We start from the raw sequence: 17,859 nt of genomic DNA, 5'->3' as shown, positions 1-17,859 counted from the left end.
ATGCGTCTAATTTAACTGGTGATACTAATATTAACAATTGGAAAACTAAATTAGGCATTACGAATGAAGAACTTGGTCAAGCCAGTGCGTGGACTTTATATACCAATATGGATAAAGAAAAAGAATCCAAGCGTATAATTTCTAAAGATTCTGTTATTAACTTTATTGATGGTGAATCTACAGAAGTTACTGTTTCTGGTAATGATATTAAAGTTGATTTAAATCAAACTACTAAAAATCAAATTAAAAATAACACCGAAGAAATTAAAAATATTAAAACTGATGTAAACGATATCAATAATAGGATTGATAATATCGTAACAAAAGATGGTAATCTTAAGATTCAAGGTGATGAAACCTCTGGTGTTATCGTAGGGCCTGCTGATGGAAAGGATTCTAAAAATGGTTTAAAAGTGAGTCTTGGTGATACTATTAAAGTAGGCGATGCAACTTTAAGTGGCAAGGTTGGTAATAGTACGTTAACAGGTCTTTCTAATACTTCATGGGATGAAAGTAATTTCCAAGCTGATCGTGCTGCTACGGAAGGTCAATTAAAAGATTTCATGGGGAAAGTTAATGAAAATGTTGCACCTACTAAGATTAAAGGTGATGCTAATATCCATGTAAAAGAACTAAGCAAAAACAATTTTGAACTTTCCTTAGATAAAGACCTTAAAGTGGATAATAGTATTTCTGTAGGTGGTAATACATACATTAATAATGAAGGTATTAATGCAAATGACAAGCCTATTACTAATGTTGGTGAAAGTGAATTAGTTGCAGGTTCTAATAATGCGGCTACAGTTAACCAAGTGGTTGAAGTACGTGATGAACTCAAAGATACTATTGGTAATGTAGCTGGTGTGGTACAAGATAATATGCGTCAAATGGCTAAACTTGACGACCGCATGAACAAAGTTGGTGCTGGTGCAGCTGCTCTTGCTGGTTTACATCCATTGGAATTCAATCCTGATGATAAATTCTCTGCTGCTGTAGCTATGGGCAGTTACAAAGGCCAAGGCGCTGCTGCTCTTGGTGGTTTCTATCGTCCAAATGCTGATACAATGTTTAGCGTAGCTAGCACAATCGGTGATGAAGCAATGTTCAACATTGGCGTGTCCTTAAAATTCGGCGATAAAGGTGATGACATTTATCGCAATGCTAATGCCACAAACATTGGTGCATTAACTAATGAAGTAGCATCCTTGAAAGCTGAAAACAAAGGACTTGCTGATCAAGTAGCTAGTCAAAAAGCTGAACTTGAACAACAACGTGCATTAATTCAACAATTAATGGCTAAAGTAGGCATGTAATATGATGTAATACCATAGCATAATACAGTATAGTATAGTATAGGCCTATGGCGTGTTACATGTATAAAAATATGTAAAAACAATAGAGACTGTAACCTGATACGGATAATTCCGTTAAAGGTTACAGTCTCTTTGTTCTATAAAACTAAAGGCTACAGTCTCTATGTTTTATAAAGCTTGTGGCTTCTATCTGCATTGTAGTAATGCAGGTAGGGGCTTTTGTACATGTGGAAGAGAAAAAATAATACATAATTTTAAATATCAACTTGAAGTTTAACATTATAAATTCTGATGAAGTTAAATAAGTTATGAAAAAAAGATGAGAAATACAGAATGGATTGTAATAATTAAAAATTGAATCATATTTAATAAAGTTATGATATTTAAGATTTTATTATATGTTAATATGTAATTGACACTTGAAAAATAGGGTTTTATAATCTATCTTATGACACATTAAACAAATCAAGTTGTGAGATATTTTGATGCGTTTAGCATAAGTATAAGATGAAGTGAGTTTAAACGACCTCATATTACTATGCCATTTCTGTGCCATTTTCTTGTGTTGTACTATTGGAGTGATGTAAGAATGAAAAAAGAAAAAACTGTATTAATGGGGGCATTAGTGGCCACAGCGTTATTAGGTTCTTATACAGCCTTGGCAGCTGATAATGTAGCAGGCGATGTGGTAGAACAAAATCCATACCATATGGGGTCTGGCTTTTTCTCCACGGAACTTGGGTACGATGTAAATGCCGCAGCACCTGACTCTATTGCTATTGGTACAGGTGCCATGGTAGCAGGTACGAATCCTGCTGTAGATGATGCTGGTAATGTGGATGCTGAGGCGACATATCCTGATAGTACTAATGAGTCTGGATTCAATAGGTATGCAGGTTGGTCTGGTGTAGCTATTGGCTCTAACAGTTTTACAAATGCTGAATCTGGTGTTGCCTTAGGTTCTTATTCCGTGGCTGACCGTCAAGGTGGTCTTAAAGGTGGTTACGATCCTAGCACACAATCTTTCTCGACTGATAAATCTGAAGCTTGGATTTCCTAATTCAGGGGCTGTGTCTGTTGGTGGTGTTACAACATATACTGATGAAAATGGTGTAGAGGTGCAAAATACTATTTCTCGTCAAATCATTAATGTAGCTGCCGGTACTGAAGACTCCGATGCTGTTAATGTTGCACAATTGAAAAAAGTAGTAGCTCTTACTGATACTAATAAAGCAGCTATTAATACAAATAAGGACGCCATTGTGGCTAATGCAAAAGCTAATCAAGTAAATGCGGCTCACATTGCTGCTAATACGGATGCAATTAATGCCAATGCATTAGCAATTGCTGATACAAAACAAGATGTAACAGCTGTAAATAATCGTGTAAGTAAACTCGATAATCGCATGGATAAAGTAGGGGCTTCTGCTGCTGCATTAGCTGCGTTACATCCACTCCAATTTGATGAAAACAATAGATTTACTGTAGCGGCTGGTTTTGGCAATTACAAAGGGGAACAAGCTGTAGCACTTGGCGGTTTCTACCATGCTAACGAAGATCTACTATTTAGCTTAGGTGGCACACTTGGTGATGAAAACATGGTAAATGCCGGTGTTTCTGTTCGTTTTGGCGAAAAAAGTGATGTTGTAAATCCAACAGCGCCAACAGCAGTGCGTGATTTATCTAATGAAGTAGCATCTTTAAAAGCTAAAAATGAAGGCTTAGAATCTACTGTAGCATCACAACAAGAAGAATTGACAGCTCAAAAAGATCAATTAGCTAAACAAGCAGCCACTCTTGAAGCACAACAAAAAGTAATTGAACAGTTAATGACAAAAGTAAGTTTATAATATAGGTCCTCATAGGACATTATGTATAGGCAATATATAAACTAAGTGTAAACAGATCTTTAAATAACTATGAGATTCATATAAATGTCTATTAGAAGAAAACCTTCTATGGTACAATAATGTACTATAGAAGGTTTTTTATATATTAGGGAGAGTTAAGGACATTCATATGAAAGCAGAGACTAAAGTTCGTATAATAATAGGCGTTTTAGCGATTATATTGCTAGGTAGCATAGAATTTTTTGTGCCAGGCTTTTATAAACAAATGGTAGAATTGATTGGAACAGGCGATGTGCATCATATTGCGGAGGTGCTTCAAAGTTATGGCCCTTGGGCTATAGTAATTAGCTTTGTTCTTGATGTAATCATAAATATTGCGGGCTTTTTACCATCTATTTTTTTCTCCACGGCCAATGGATTAATTTTTGGACTCATTCCAGGGATTATTATTTCGTGGCTAGCGGAGACGGTAGGGGTTATTATTAGCTTTTTAATTATGCGCTATTTATTGCGTGATACGGCTGAAAAGTTAATTAAAAAGAGCCAATTTTTACTTAAAGTAGATGATTTTAGTAGTAAGAATGGCCTTGTTGTGATGCTGTTTGCCCGTACGATTCCATATTTTCCATCTGGGATTATTACAGCTCTTGGCGCCATTAGTCGTATTAGTTTGCGTGACTATGCCATAGCCAATTTGATTGGTAAATTTCCTTCCACAGCCTTAGAAGTGGTAGTAGGGCATGATGCTGTTATGCTTCATGAACATTTAGATCGATTAACTATTATTATCGTAGTAGCCACTATCGTGTATATTGCGGCTTGGTATATTTACAAACAATATATGAAAAAGCGGGAACAGAAGGAAGAACATAAATAGACTTACATGTAAGTTTTTAGATGTTAATCTAATATTTACAATACATTGTAGTATAGTAGTGTAGTAGCAAAGAGAGGAAGAGATTTATGAAGTTTGAGTACACATTACCAGAAAAGGCACAATTAAAAGGACCTAATTTTATCCGTGAAGTTTTTGAGCGTGGCGCTAAGATTCCTGGCTTTATTAGCTTTGGCATTGGTAATCCAGCGTCAGAAGCTATTCCTGTGGAGGCTATTCAGAAGGCCTTTGATGAGGTTGTACATACCAATCCTATTGAGATTTTACAATATGGTCCTATGATGGGGGATGACCGTTTACGGGAGCAAACTGTGGAGCGGTTGGTAACAGTGCGTCACATGCCAAAAGAAGGGCAACAGCTATTGCTTTCTATTGGCGCGGGACAAGATTTAGGTTTAGTGCCACGAACGATTTGCAATCCTGGGGATGAAGTGTATATGGATACCTATACTTTTACGAGTGCTATTGGGGCAGTTAAAAATATGGGCGCCATTCCTGTAGCTGTAGAAGGCGATGAAGCGGGGATGGATCCAGATGCATTGCGCCGCGCTATTAAACGCGGTGGCGGTAAAGGGCGCTATATTTATTTAATTCCTAATTTTCAAAATCCTACAGGCGTAACAATGCCACTTTCACGGCGTAAGGAAATTTATGCCGTTGCGGCGGAATATGGTTTATTCATTTATGAAGATGACCCATATGGTGAAATTTGCTTTACTGATGAAATCGTGCCGACCTTTAAATCCTTTGACGAAGATAATCGCGTAATTTACGCGGGATCCTATTCAAAAACTTTATCAGCAGGTCTTCGCGTCGGCTATTTATATGGTCCGCAAGAAGTAATTGAAGCGATTCAGCGCATAAAAAATAGTTCTGATGGGCAAATGCCTTTGGTTACGCAGCGCGTAGTATCCCATTTGCTAGACCATATCGATTATGACGCACAGATTCAGCAAGTATCTCGTATTTATAAAGAGAAAGCTGATTTAATGATGCAAACTTTTAGAACGCATGGTAGTTCTGAAGTTAAATTTATTGAGCCCACAGGAGGCATGTTTATTTGGATGACTATGCCAGAGCAGGTAGACTGTGATTCCTTTTTTGAGCTCTGCATGGACCATAAAGTGGGCATCGTTAAAGGAGCTGCCTTTGCTACAGATGGCCGAACAACATGCCAAGACTTTAGATTGAGCTTTACATTCCCTTCAAAAGAACAAATTGAAACAGGTATGAAAATAGTTGGTCAATTATCTAAAGAATGTATTAAGTAGAAGGATTTTGATATGGAACTAAGATAGTACTCAAGTCCATGATTATGTAATAAGCCCTTACTTGAGTCAAGGACTACATAATAAACTAATTTCTTGGGTCTACAATTACATAACAGGCAGTTACACGTACCTCTATGATTACATAATAAGCACTGCTAATATAATTAATTAATAAAATTAAACTAATAGTTAAAAGGAATAGAAAAAGCCCAGAGTTTATGCACGTTTTGCATGACCGGGGCTTTTCGTTGAACTTAAGAACTGATTATGATACACTTACCCTAGACATGCTAACAGTATAGTTAGAATCATGTCAGTTTAATTGATATATCTAAATAGTTCTTATATGATGAAACTATTTGAAAGTAGGTGTAATTATGAGTTGTGGCAGTTCAGGTGGCTGCAGTGGCTGTGCATCCAAGTCTTCTTGCGGTAGTGCACAACAAGCGCCTCAAGATTTAATGGCGCAATTAAATGAATTCAGTAGTGTAAAACACGTTATTGGCGTAGTGAGTGGTAAAGGCGGGGTTGGTAAATCCCTCGTTACAAGTTTACTTGCTATTACTATGGCACGTCGTGGTTTTAAAGTGGGTATTTTAGATGGCGATATTACAGGCCCTTCTATTCCAAAAGTATTTGGCATAAAAGGCAAGGCTGTGGCTGATGAATTAGGTATGCATCCTATTACGTCTGAAGGCGGCGTTGATGTAATGTCTGTTAATCTATTGCTTGAAAATGAGTCCGACCCAGTATTATGGCGTGGTCCGATTGTAGGTAATGTAGTAAAACAATTTTATACAGATGTTATTTGGAAAGATATTGACTATCTTTTTGTAGATATGCCTCCAGGAACAGGAGATGTAGCCTTAACTGTATTCCAATCTCTTCCACTTGATGGCATCGTAGTTGTTACTTCACCTCAAGATTTGGTATCTATGATTGTTGAAAAAGCTGTAAAAATGGCTGAATTAATGCAAGTGCCAATTATTGGGGCAGTAGAAAACTTCTCCTATTTCCATTGCCCAGACAATGGTAAGGATTATAAAATCTTTGGTGATAGCCATATTGATGAAGTATTACAAAAATATGGTTTATTGCTTTTAGGCCGTCTTCCAATTGATCCTAAAGTTGCAGAACTTTGTGACGCTGGTAAATTAGAACAAATCGAAAAGACGAACCTAGAACAAGTTGAGCTACCACAATAGTATGAACCTACGATAGTAAAGTAGGCTGCTTTGAACGTATGAGTCAGGGCAATATACTAGGGGATTCATGATTAGGGTGAATTCAAAAAACTGCTTATCTTATTAGGTTAAAAAAGATAGGCAGTTTTTTGTTTTTATAAGTAAGAGATATCATAAAAAGTAGACAAAGTTGTTTAAAAAGGGTGGGCATGATATGAAGAAATATATGTCATGGATTATTCCTATTTTAGTGGGAGTAATCATTTGGTTTGTGCCAGTACCAGAGGGATTGAAACCTCAAGCGTGGCACTTATTCGCAATTTTCGCAGGCACTATTTTAGGATTTATTTTACAGCCATTACCAATTGGTGCCGTTTCTATTTTAAGTATTGTTGTTGCTGCAGTGACTAATACCTTAAAAATTGGTGAAGGTCTTGCAGGCTTTGCCAATACGTCTATTTGGTTAATCGTAGCAGCGTTCTTATTTTCTCGTGGATTTATTAAAACTGGTTTAGGACGCCGTATTGCATATACTTTAATTAAAGCCGTAGGGAGTAATTCTTTAAAATTATCTTATGCACTTGTTATCAGTGATTTTATTTTATCTCCTGCTACGCCTTCCAATACAGCTCGTGCGGGGGGGGGTCATTTTCCCAATTACACGTTCTCTAGCATCTGCCTTTGGTTCTGAACCAGGTGATACAGCTCGCAAAATTGGGGCCTTCCTTATTCAATCCATTTATCAAGGCAATGTAATTACGTCTGCTATGTTTTTGACATCCATGGCAGGGAATACATTAATTGCCTCATTAGCAGCAGAATCCTTTGGTATTAATATTACTTGGGGCGGCTGGGCTATTGCGTCTATCGTGCCAGGTGTTATTGCCTTGGCTGTTATGCCATTTGTGCTTTACAAAATTTTCCCTCCAGAACTTAAGGATACAAGAGACGTACAGGCTCACATTGCGGAAGAGCTCAAAAACTTAGGGGCCATGAGCTTTGCAGAAAAAGTAATGCTTGGCGTATTTATTTTATCCTTAATTCTTTGGGCTACCGGTCAATTTACAGGTCTTAATGCTACAACCGTTGCGTTACTTGGTGTTGGCATTTTACTTGTTACTAAAGTTCTTGTTTGGTCTGATGTAACAGAAGAAAAAGGTGGCTGGGATACATTAGTTTGGATGGGTACTATGATTGCCCTAGCTGGCCAACTTAATAAAACAGGTTTTATTAAATGGTTTGCCACAATTGTAGGGGCTGAAGTATCTGGTATCAACTGGATTGCAGCATTTGTAATTTTAATCCTAATCTACATGTACTCACATTATATTTTTGCAAGCTTAACTGTACATATTACCGCTATGTACGTAGCGTTCGTGACCGTTGCGATTGGTGTAGGGACACCTCCAATGCTCGCTATGCTTGCATTTGCATTCTTCTCCAACTTGTGCATGAGCTTAACTCACTATGCAGCAGGTCCTTCACCAATTTGCTTCAATGCTGGTTACATGACGCAAAATACTTGGTGGCGTTTGGGCTTTATTGCATCAGTCATTAACATTATTATCTGGTTAGGCCTTGGCACTGTATGGTGGAAAATTTTAGGTCTTTGGTAATTTAGGTTTTTGAGGTTTATGATATCTCTTTAAAGCGAGGATTTAAAAGGTCCTCGCTTTTTTGTTTTGCCTATAGATATGGTATAATTAACTGTACATTGTCAAATTCAAGAGGTGAATTATGAATACAGTTGCAAATTTATTAGAGTACATTGATAGAAGCACTTCGCCTTACCATACTGTACTGGCATCAGCACAGATGTTAGAAGACGCAGGATTTGAAGAAATTTCTCTTGGGGAGGAATGGAATTTAGTTCCTGGGGATTATTTTGTAAAAGTCTATGACTCTACATTAGTGGCCTTTCACATTGGACATGATATGAGACAGTCCTTTCATGTCGGGTCAGCACACACTGATTTTCCTGCCTTACGGGTAAAGCCGAATCCTTTATTGGAACGCAAAGGCTATGGACGTCTTAATGTAGAATCTTATGGTGGCTTAATTTTAAATACTTGGCTAGATCGCCCTTTATCGCTGGCGGGGGTAGTTGTATGTAAACAAGATAATGCGTATGAACCTAAGATGCATTATGTTGATATACAAAGACCTTTGCTTACCATTCCTAATTTGGCTATTCATATGAATCGTCAAATTAATGAAGGCGTAGCGTTAAATAAACAAAATCATATGTTGCCTATCTTCATGATGATGGGGCAGTTGCCTGATGAAAATATGTCTCTTGAAGACGAATGGCTAGCCTTTTTAAGTGAAGAAGTGAATTGCAATCCAGAGGATATCATTTCTTATGAATTAACCTTATATCCTGTAGACGGGGGCACTACATTAGGGCGAAATGATGAGTTTGTTAGTTCCCCACGTTTAGATAATTTAACATCGTGCATGGCTTGCCTTGAAGGTATTAAAGCAGCTAAACAGGCTAATGTAGATGGCTTACGTTTGATTGCTTTATTTGATAATGAAGAAGTGGGGAGCCGCACAAAACAAGGCGGTGCCTCTACGATATTACCACAAATTGTGGAGCGTATTTATATGAGTCAAGGCTTTACTAAAGAGCACATGTATGCCGACATGGCGCGAGGTTTCATGATATCATCTGATGTGGCCCATGCATACCATCCGAATTATCCTGAGAAAAATGACATTACTAATTTCCCAGTACTAAATAAGGGCGTTGTGCTTAAGATTGCAGCGAGCCAATCCTATGCGGGCGATGCGAAAGCCATTGGTGTGGTGTCATCGCTTTGTGAGAATGCTAATATTCCATATCAAGTGTATGTGAATCGCTCGGATATTCCAGGGGGCTCAACAGTAGGTTCCATTTCTTCATCCATTTTACCTATGCGCACTATGGACGTAGGTGTTCCTTTGTTAGCTATGCACTCAGCTCGTGAGACTATGGGGACCTTTGACCAAGAGGCGCTAGAAAATCTCATGCGTGAGTTTTTAGGATAGGAAGTTTTTATGTTAATTGAATATACTTTGTACCTATCGGAGGTGCTTCGCACCCATTTAGCGCAAATGATTTTGGTGGGCCTCATGTTTCTTACCGGTATAGGCACGTCCTTGGTGCCAGAAACAGTGGCCACCATTTTGCCGCGCCTTGTAGGACATGTGTACAAGCGGATCTATTATGCCATCGGTATGGTGGCATCGGTTATTGGCGTTGGTATTGTAGGGTCTTGGATATTAGGTCCTTATACAATTGGACGGTGGTCCTATATTTTATGGAGCTTGTTGCTCTTAGTTATGGCCTTACAGTCTTTTGAGTGGGTCGCTTTTATCCATCCGGTGCCTTTTTCTGCCCGTGAAGATCGCCGCATTGAGCGTAAAGCTAAGGTGTGGCAGCGTACGCTGGCCATTGTGTGGCGAGGCATAAAGAGCGGTCTTAGTTGGCGCTATGACCGGCTACCCATTTATATTTGGATTGTAGCCACCATCGCCGTGGCGGGTTGGAAACTCGCTTCTATAATGATTATTTCCTTTATTATAGGATATTTGATTCCTGTATTTTGGCTCACTGGTCGCTTAGAGAGACTGGGCCGTGTAGTAATACAACCTAATTATCGCCTGCGCGTGCTTTGGTTTAAACGCATTATGGGCGTTGTTATGGTATTAGAGGCTTTATACTTCTTTGGATTATTTCAGCTCTATCAAGGCTAATCTATGGTATTAAGTAGTTGGCCTCGCAAGTTACATCCTATTCATTACGATGATGATTTGCAGGGGACATAGCCACTTAGTCCTTTAATTGGGTGATGTAAAGAGCGGTTTAAGAAGTATAGAAATAAATTATCTAAAAAATAGAAACTATGTATTGTGTATACATGAAAAAATAGGTTGTATTCGTGTTTGAATACTTCTACAATATTAAGTATATCAATATTGAATATTGAGGGAGGAAGTCTGATGAAAGAAATTAAGTCTGTATTGGTAGCGAATCGTGGCGAAATTGCTATTCGCGTATTTCGTGCATGTAATGAAATGGGCATTCGCACAGTAGCTATTTATTCTAAGGAGGATTCCTTATCATTACACCGCAACCAAGCGGATGAAGCATATTTAGTTGGCCGTGGTAAAAAGCCAGTTGATGCATATTTAGATATTGAAGATATCATTCGCATTGCTCATGAACATGATGTAGATGCCATTCATCCTGGCTATGGCTTTTTAGCAGAGAATGCTAAGTTTGCTAAGCGCTGTGAAGAAGAAGGAATTATTTTTATTGGCCCACATCTCGATCATTTAGAAATGTTCGGGGATAAAGTAAATGCTCGTATTCAAGCTAAATTGGCCGATATTCCAATGATTCCTGGTAGTGATGGACCACTTAACAATTTTGAAGAACTTGAAGAATTTGCCAAAACTCATGGCTTCCCACTCATGATTAAAGCGGTTAATGGCGGCGGCGGTCGTGGTATGCGTGCCGTTGAATCTATGGATGACCTTCGCGAAGCCTATGATCGCGCTAAATCTGAAGCTAAAATGGCCTTTGGTGATGATGATGTATATGTGGAAAAACTCATCGTAGAACCAAAACATATTGAAGTTCAAATCATCGGTGACGAACATGGTAATGTAGTGCATTTACATGAACGTGACTGCTCCGTACAACGCCGTCATCAGAAGGTAGTGGAAATTGCGCCAGCTTGGGCACTTCCTATTGAAACACGGGAACGTATCTGTAATGCAGCTGTTAAATTGATGCAAAATGTTAACTATGTAGGTGCTGGTACGGTAGAGTTCTTGGTAACTGAAGATGGCAATTTCTATTTCATCGAAGTTAACCCTCGTATCCAAGTAGAACATACTATTACAGAGCTTGTTACAGGTATTGATATTGTTCATACACAAATTCGTGTGGCTGAAGGCTATTCCTTATTTGATGAAATTGTGGGCATGCCACAGCAAAAAGATATTAAATGCATTGGCCAAGCCATTCAATGTCGTATTACTACAGAAGATCCAAGTAATAACTTCATGCCTGATACTGGTAAATTGATGGCATACCGCTCTAGTGGTGGCTTTGGTATTCGCCTTGATGGTGGTAATGCGTTCACCGGTTCTGTTATTACGCCATACTATGATTCCTTACTTGTTAAAGCCTCTTCTCATGCCTTAACGCCAGAAGACTGCATTAATAAAATGATTCGTTGTCTTCGTGAATTCCGTATTCGCGGCGTAAAAACGAATATTCATTTCTTAATTAATGTACTTGAAAACCCTACATTTGTAGCTGGTAAATGCAATGTTAACTTTATTGATGAACATCCAGAATTGTTCATTTTCAAACAAGTTCGTGACCGTGGTACTAAGATGATGCGTTACATAGCCAATGTAACTGTAAATGGGTATCAGAACTTAGGGCATCAAGACTTACCTGATTTTGAAGCCCTTCATATGCCACCAATGCTCCCTAATGATCCGCCAGCAGGGACTAAGCAGAAATTTGATGAACTAGGTCCTGAAGGTTTTAGCAAATGGTTAATGGGCGAGCAAAAAGTATATTTCACTGATACTACTTGGCGTGATGCACATCAATCCTTATTTGCGACCCGTCTTCGTACGGCCGACATGGCTCGTGTAGCTGGTGAAGCAGCTCGTGGGGTGCCTAATTTATTCTCCCTTGAATGCTGGGGTGGTGCGACCTTTGACGTAGCATATCGCTTCTTACATGAAGACCCATGGGAACGCCTTCGCATGTTCCGCAAAGAAGTGCCAAATGTATTATTACAAATGCTTCTTCGTGGTGCTAATGCTGTAGGTTATACAAGTTATCCAGATAATGTGGTGCGTAAATTTATCGAATTATCCGCTAAAAACGGTATTGATGTATTCCGTGTATTTGATAGTTTAAATAGCTTAGACAATATGCATGTAGCCATTGATGAAGTGCGCAATCAGAATAAGATTGCTGAAGTGGCTCTTTGCTACACAGGGGATATTTTAGATGCAAGCCGTACAAAATATAATTTAGATTATTATGTAAAAATGGCTAAAGAAGTGGAAAAAGCTGGTGCTAATATTATTGCTATTAAAGATATGGCAGGGCTTTTAAAACCACAAGCGGCATATAATTTAGTGTCTGCTTTAAAAGATGCGGTTAATGTGCCAATTCACCTTCATACTCATGAAGGAGCAGGTAATGCACTCTATTCCTTAGGCCGTGCTATTGATGCAGGAGTTGACGTAGTTGACGTAGCATACTCTGCCTTTGCAAATGGTACAAGCCAACCTAGTATGAACTCCTTGTACTATGGCTTAACGGGACATGAACGTCAACCAGAACTCGATCCAGTGTATATGGAACGAATGAGTGATTATTTTGCTTCCATTCGCCCATACTATAAAGGGGTGGATAAAACAAATCCATATCCAAGCACTGAAGTATATCAACATGAAATGCCTGGTGGTCAGTATTCTAATTTACAACAACAGGCTAAGAGTGTAGGTCTTGGTGATCGTTGGGATGAAATTAAGAAGGTATATCATCAAGTTAATATGATGTTTGGCGATATTATTAAAGTAACGCCTTCTTCTAAAGTAGTTGGTGATATGACTTTATTCATGGTACAAAATGATTTAACTGAAGAGGATGTATATAGCAAGGGTGAAACCTTAGACTTCCCACAATCCGTTGTAGAATTCTTCCAAGGTTATTTGGGTGTACCATATCAAGGTTTCCCTGAAAAATTACAAAAGATTATCTTAAAAGGTAAGAAGCCATTAGCGGGTCGTCCTGGCAAATTCTTAGCGCCAGTTGATTTTGAAGATGTGCGCAAGCATTTAGTGGAAATGGGATCCAAAGCTACTGATGAAGATGTCATCGCGTATTGCTTATATCCAAAAGTATTTAGCGATTATGTAGAATTCCTAAGTGATTATGATGATATTTCCTCCCTTGATACACCAACCTTCTTCTTTGGTATGAAACGTGGCACAGCCATTCATGTAACCATTGAAAAAGGTAAAATGCTCATCATTAAATTGATTCACATTAGTGAAGTCGATGAAGATGGTAATCGTACAGTAAGCTTTGAATTTAATGGCCAACCACGAGATATTAAGATTCGCGATAAACATGTGAAGACTACAGGTGTTGTACGCCATAAAGTAGATAAATCACAACCTGGTGAAGTCGGTGCTACCTTGTCTGGCTCCGTTGTTAAGATTCTTGTTAACAAAGGGCAGCTAGTTACTAAAGGGGAACCATTGGTAGTTACTGAAGCGATGAAGATGGAAACTACAATTACTGCACCAGTGGATGGTTTAGTTGGTGAAATCTATGTTCGTGAAGGTAGCCGCATTGAAAGTGGCGATTGCCTCATTAAGATCCAAGAAGGACAAGCTAGCTAATTATATATAGTTGATGTTCTGTTGAATTAAAGTAGTAGTGTTTTATAGGTGCTAAAGACTAATGCGAGTGCTAATGCTTTAAACTATTTAACATGTAACATATAGTTAGCAGTAAAATAAAAGAGATGGTATGATTCGTTCGCTCAGCGTTCGTTTCATACCATCTCTTTTTATTTTATTGAATTTCACCGCATATCTTTTCCCTCAATGAGTTTGACAGACGGCTCTTTGTTTTAATGAGTTTGACGGAACGTTCTTTGATTCAATGGGTTTGACAGAAGGATCTTTGTTTCAATGAGTTTGACGGAACGTTCTTTGTTTCAATGAGTTTGACAGAAGGTTCTTTATTTCAATGAGTTAGATAGAGGACACGTTGCTTTAAAGAGCTAGATAGTGGCCCCTTTTGCTCAACGAAGTTTACTGAATCCGGTTCGGATTAACAAAGTTTAGAGAATCTAGTGCGGGTCAACAAAGTTTAGAGAATCCAGTTCGGTTCAACAAAGTTTAGAGAATGCAGTTAAGTTTAATAAAGTTTATCGAATTTCCTTTGATGTATGGTCCGAAGTTTATAGTTAGGATTCATATATTAGGGTATAAATTTTAATGCTGTGAATAATGGCTCCCACGCATTGTGGTAAATTCTTTTTACATAGGGCCCCAAAAAAGCACTCATCAGATTGGTGTACTCTGGCTCAGTAACAGTGCCATTGGCGGCGAGCATATCATATACTATGCCAGACTCACTGACTGTATAATTCATCGGTAGATAGCCATTACGCGCATAAAATGTACTTCGCTGTAAACGTTCTTCATAATTAGATGCTGTAGGCACTAGCTCCTCCATGTAAAGACAGAGTCGGCTATGGGGCCAAAGCTCTTTAATTTGATTTAATATGTTACTGCCATAGCCTTTGCCTTGTTGTTCAGGGAATACAGCCATAAACATAATGCAAAGAATATCTTTATAAGGAATGAGGTAGACAAAGCCAATAAGCAGTTGATTGTCAAAAAATCCTACCATATAGGAATGTCCTGTAAGAGAGCGATAGGATAAAAGACTCCAAGGCAGTTGTTCTAAGGTGGGGAAACTGTTTCTATATAGTTTTTTGATTGCATAGTAGGTGGCGTCCTTTTGGATAATAAGTTTATACTGTAACATATGTGTCTCCTTGGTTTTACTATTAAATGAGAGCTCTTTTATAGTTAGATTTAATGAAGTAATATTCTCAATGCCTAATATAAAGGCATAGAACTAGTATAGGTTTTATTTTAAATGAATTGCACTCTCATGGGTTGTAGTATAAACTATAGAGTAAGTCTAGGGTCAATAGGTTTAATCATCATAATAGTATTTTAGTAATTGCATATGTATGTGGGAGAGGATGTATATGCATCGCATTGGTAAGACACGATATACAACAGGGGCGTTTGCTAAATTATTTGGCATTAATAAAGATACCTTATTGTATTATGATAAAATTAATCTGTTTAAGCCCGCCCATGTAGGTTCGAATGGATATCGTTATTATGAGGCAAGTCAGATTGAAGAATTTTGGACGCTCTCATCATTGCGAGATATGGGCGTATCTATTAAAAAGTTGAGCGATTATGTGGCAGCCCCTTCGCCAGAACGATTATGTCATTTGATTACAGTGCAAGAGGCGATTGTAAGAGAAGAAATAAAACGATTACAGAATTTGCAATCGAGTTTACTCCATTTACAAGCAAGTACAGAAGAAGGGCGAGAGGCGAATTTTGATACCATTTCTTTTGTAAATTTAAAAGAGACGCCTATGCTATATAGTGATTCTTTAGGAGAAGAAGAGTTAACCTCTAACACACATTGGGGTGAGGCGTATACAAGATTTGTAAAGGAAGCAGACTGTACCGGCATATTGTATACTGGATCAGTCATAGCGTTTGAAGATATACAACGAGGTGAGTTTAAACGCATTGACCGCCTTTACATGATGAGTCCTGATGCGGCTAATGGCGTTCGATCTGGCGGACTTTATGGCATTGTATATGTTAAAGGGGCCTATGAAGAACTGATAGCATCGTATCCTACGATTTTGAAAAAAATACAGGCACAAGGCTATACGGTATGCGGTGATATTTTTGAAGAATATGTGATTAGTCATGTGGCTACCAATAAGGAAGCAGATTTTGTCACTAAATTGTATATACCTGTGAAGGGGGGATAAATAGATGAAGCATGTACCTGTAAAGATACATGTACTGTAAAGATATATGTACTGTAAAGACACAGGTACCTATAAAGATACATGCACCTGTAAAGCAGTACCAATAGATGAGTAGCGGTAATCCTCAAATTGAAGCTATTGACAGTAATAAATAAAAGGAGCTTACCATTTTACTAGTAAGTAGCTTGCCATTTTACTAGTATTGTAAATTAGAGGTATAATATAATATTAGTAGAATACTCTGAATAGAATTTTCTTAAGGATTTGTTTGATATAATTGCTAAAATTTATAATGATTATGGAGGGTAATTCTCCATATAATAGAAAGGATGAAGGATGATGAAGACTGTGCCTGTCGCAAAGGGCCAAGTGAAAGATGCCACTATTACAAAGGAAAGAAAGAAGAATACACCAGTGGGAACTAAGGAACGGATATCAGTAGGGACAAAGAAGCATAGCTCAGTAGAAACAAAGAAAAATAGCTCAGTAGGAACAAAGATAAATATATCAGCAGGAACAAAGATGGCGATACCTGTTGTAACAGGGGGACTATATGATGTACATATTAATGGCCTAGGAAATAGTGGTGAAGGTGTAGGCCGCTATGAAGGATTTACCGTGTTTGTCCCCTTTGCTTTGCCTGATGAAGTGGTAAGAGTTCGCATTGATTTAGTAAAGAAGAAGTATGCGACGGGAAGTATTGTTGAAATTGTAGAAGCATCACCACATCGAATTGAACCAGACTGTCCTGTATATGGCACTTGTGGGGGCTGTCAATTACAACATGTACGCTACGATGAACAGTTGCGTTTGAAAACACAAAAAGTTAAGGATATTATGGAGCGCATTGGGCAAACGAATCCAGATGTAGTACTATCTGCTTTGGGACCGGAAACACCGTGGCATTATCGCAATAAGATGCAAATTCCTGTAGGCGGTGTAAAAGGGAAGGCAGAACTGGGATTTTATGCTATGGGATCACATTCGATTGTGCCCTGTGTAAATTGTAAGATTCAAGATGAGGGAAATAATAAAATTGCTGCTGTTTGTGAACGCCTTATTAATGAAAGTGGCCTTGTTCCTTATAACGAACTAACAGGAGACGGCGAGATTCGTCATATTATTGGCCGTATCGGTAAAAATGGCTGGATGCTTATAATCGTATCAACTCAGAATACATTGCCTAATAAAGAGCATTGGATTGAAGTCATTCGTCAAGAACTGCCAGAAGTGACTAGCATTGTATTAAATTACAATCCTAAGAAAACAAATGTGATTATGGGGCGTGATTGCTCGTTACTATGGGGGGATGACACGATTTCGGATACCATTGATACTTTAGCGTTTCGTCTATCGCCACATTCCTTTTTCCAAGTCAATCCAGAACAAACCACGGTACTATATAAAAAGGCTTTAGACTATGCTAATTTAACAGGCGAGGAAACCGTCATTGATGCCTATTGTGGTACGGGTACCATATCTTTGTTCTTAGCTCAAAAAGCGAAACATGTGATTGGTATTGAAATAGTAGAGCCTGCTATAGTTGATGCGAAGGCCAATGCAAAACGTAATGGCATTAGTAATACGGAATTTATAGCGGCTGATGCGGCTAAGGAAATGCCAGCCCTTGTAAAACGTGGTGTGAAGGCCGATGTCTAAGCAGCAATGAAACGAATCATTGAACTGACACATTCTGAGAATTGGCAAGAAG

General features: G+C 38.3%; 13 protein-coding genes and 1 pseudogene. 13 read left to right on the top strand and 1 reads right to left on the bottom strand.

Annotated features, from left to right (window positions below):
* From Q0376_RS03945 to Q0376_RS03895, 11 genes are all read left to right on the top strand, one after another.
* Nucleotides 1-1,313 (top strand): YadA C-terminal domain-containing protein (locus Q0376_RS03945; RefSeq protein WP_298704319.1); only part of this gene is annotated, 1,313 nt, incomplete at its 5' end.
* A gap of 589 nt (nucleotides 1,314-1,902) precedes the next feature.
* The gene (locus Q0376_RS03940) at nucleotides 1,903-2,373 is read left to right on the top strand and encodes a hypothetical protein (RefSeq protein WP_298704317.1); all 471 of its coding nucleotides are present in this window, start codon (nucleotides 1,903-1,905) and stop codon (nucleotides 2,371-2,373) included.
* Complete coding sequence (locus Q0376_RS03935; RefSeq protein WP_298704315.1) at nucleotides 2,312-3,163, top strand: YadA-like family protein; 852 nt, start codon at nucleotides 2,312-2,314, stop codon at nucleotides 3,161-3,163. The genes Q0376_RS03940 and Q0376_RS03935 overlap by 62 nt, the downstream gene beginning before the upstream one ends.
* Nucleotides 3,164-3,332: 169 nt before the next feature.
* Nucleotides 3,333-4,040, top strand: a complete 708-nt coding sequence (locus tag Q0376_RS03930; RefSeq protein WP_298704313.1) for a TVP38/TMEM64 family protein — start codon at nucleotides 3,333-3,335, stop codon at nucleotides 4,038-4,040.
* An 86-nt stretch (nucleotides 4,041-4,126) separates the two neighbouring features.
* Nucleotides 4,127-5,329 (top strand): PLP-dependent aminotransferase family protein, encoded by a 1,203-nt coding sequence (locus Q0376_RS03925; protein WP_298704311.1) that lies wholly within the window; start codon nucleotides 4,127-4,129, stop codon nucleotides 5,327-5,329.
* A gap of 377 nt (nucleotides 5,330-5,706) precedes the next feature.
* On the top strand, nucleotides 5,707-6,534 hold the full coding sequence (locus tag Q0376_RS03920; RefSeq protein WP_298704310.1) for an Mrp/NBP35 family ATP-binding protein: 828 nt from the start codon (nucleotides 5,707-5,709) through the stop codon (nucleotides 6,532-6,534).
* 193 nt (nucleotides 6,535-6,727) lie between these two features.
* Nucleotides 6,728-7,204, top strand: coding sequence for an SLC13 family permease (locus tag Q0376_RS03915; RefSeq protein ID WP_298704308.1), 477 nt, complete (start codon nucleotides 6,728-6,730; stop codon nucleotides 7,202-7,204).
* Nucleotides 7,146-8,129, top strand: coding sequence for a DASS family sodium-coupled anion symporter (locus tag Q0376_RS03910; RefSeq protein ID WP_298704306.1), 984 nt, complete (start codon nucleotides 7,146-7,148; stop codon nucleotides 8,127-8,129). Before Q0376_RS03915 ends, Q0376_RS03910 begins: the two co-directional genes overlap by 59 nt.
* A gap of 121 nt (nucleotides 8,130-8,250) precedes the next feature.
* On the top strand, nucleotides 8,251-9,543 hold the full coding sequence (locus Q0376_RS03905) for a M18 family aminopeptidase (protein WP_298704303.1): 1,293 nt from the start codon (nucleotides 8,251-8,253) through the stop codon (nucleotides 9,541-9,543).
* Nucleotides 9,544-9,552: 9 nt separating this feature from the next.
* Nucleotides 9,553-10,251, top strand: coding sequence for a hypothetical protein (locus Q0376_RS03900; RefSeq protein WP_298704301.1), 699 nt, complete (start codon nucleotides 9,553-9,555; stop codon nucleotides 10,249-10,251).
* Nucleotides 10,252-10,497: 246 nt separating this feature from the next.
* Complete coding sequence (locus tag Q0376_RS03895) at nucleotides 10,498-13,944, top strand: pyruvate carboxylase (RefSeq protein ID WP_298704299.1); 3,447 nt, start codon at nucleotides 10,498-10,500, stop codon at nucleotides 13,942-13,944.
* A gap of 586 nt (nucleotides 13,945-14,530) precedes the next feature.
* Here the strand turns inward: Q0376_RS03895 and Q0376_RS03890 are convergent.
* Entirely contained in the window at nucleotides 14,531-15,103 is a 573-nt protein-coding gene (locus Q0376_RS03890; RefSeq protein ID WP_298704296.1) for a GNAT family N-acetyltransferase, read from the bottom strand.
* Between the two features lie 229 nt (nucleotides 15,104-15,332).
* Here Q0376_RS03890 and Q0376_RS03885 point away from each other — a divergent pair, with 229 nt between their 5' ends.
* The gene (locus Q0376_RS03885) at nucleotides 15,333-16,148 is read left to right on the top strand and encodes a MerR family transcriptional regulator (protein WP_298704294.1); all 816 of its coding nucleotides are present in this window, start codon (nucleotides 15,333-15,335) and stop codon (nucleotides 16,146-16,148) included.
* A 522-nt stretch (nucleotides 16,149-16,670) separates the two neighbouring features.
* Nucleotides 16,671-17,804: pseudogene (gene rlmD / locus Q0376_RS03880) on the top strand (23S rRNA (uracil(1939)-C(5))-methyltransferase RlmD); the annotation flags it as partial.
* Between the last annotated feature and the right edge of the window lie 55 nt (nucleotides 17,805-17,859).

The sequence above is a fragment of the uncultured Veillonella sp. genome (assembly GCF_937981445.1).
In the GTDB taxonomy this organism is placed as follows: Bacteria; Bacillota; Negativicutes; order Veillonellales; family Veillonellaceae; genus Veillonella_A.
The sequence above is the reverse complement of the archived record's forward strand: the minus strand, read 5'-3'. Positions and strand labels throughout refer to the sequence as shown.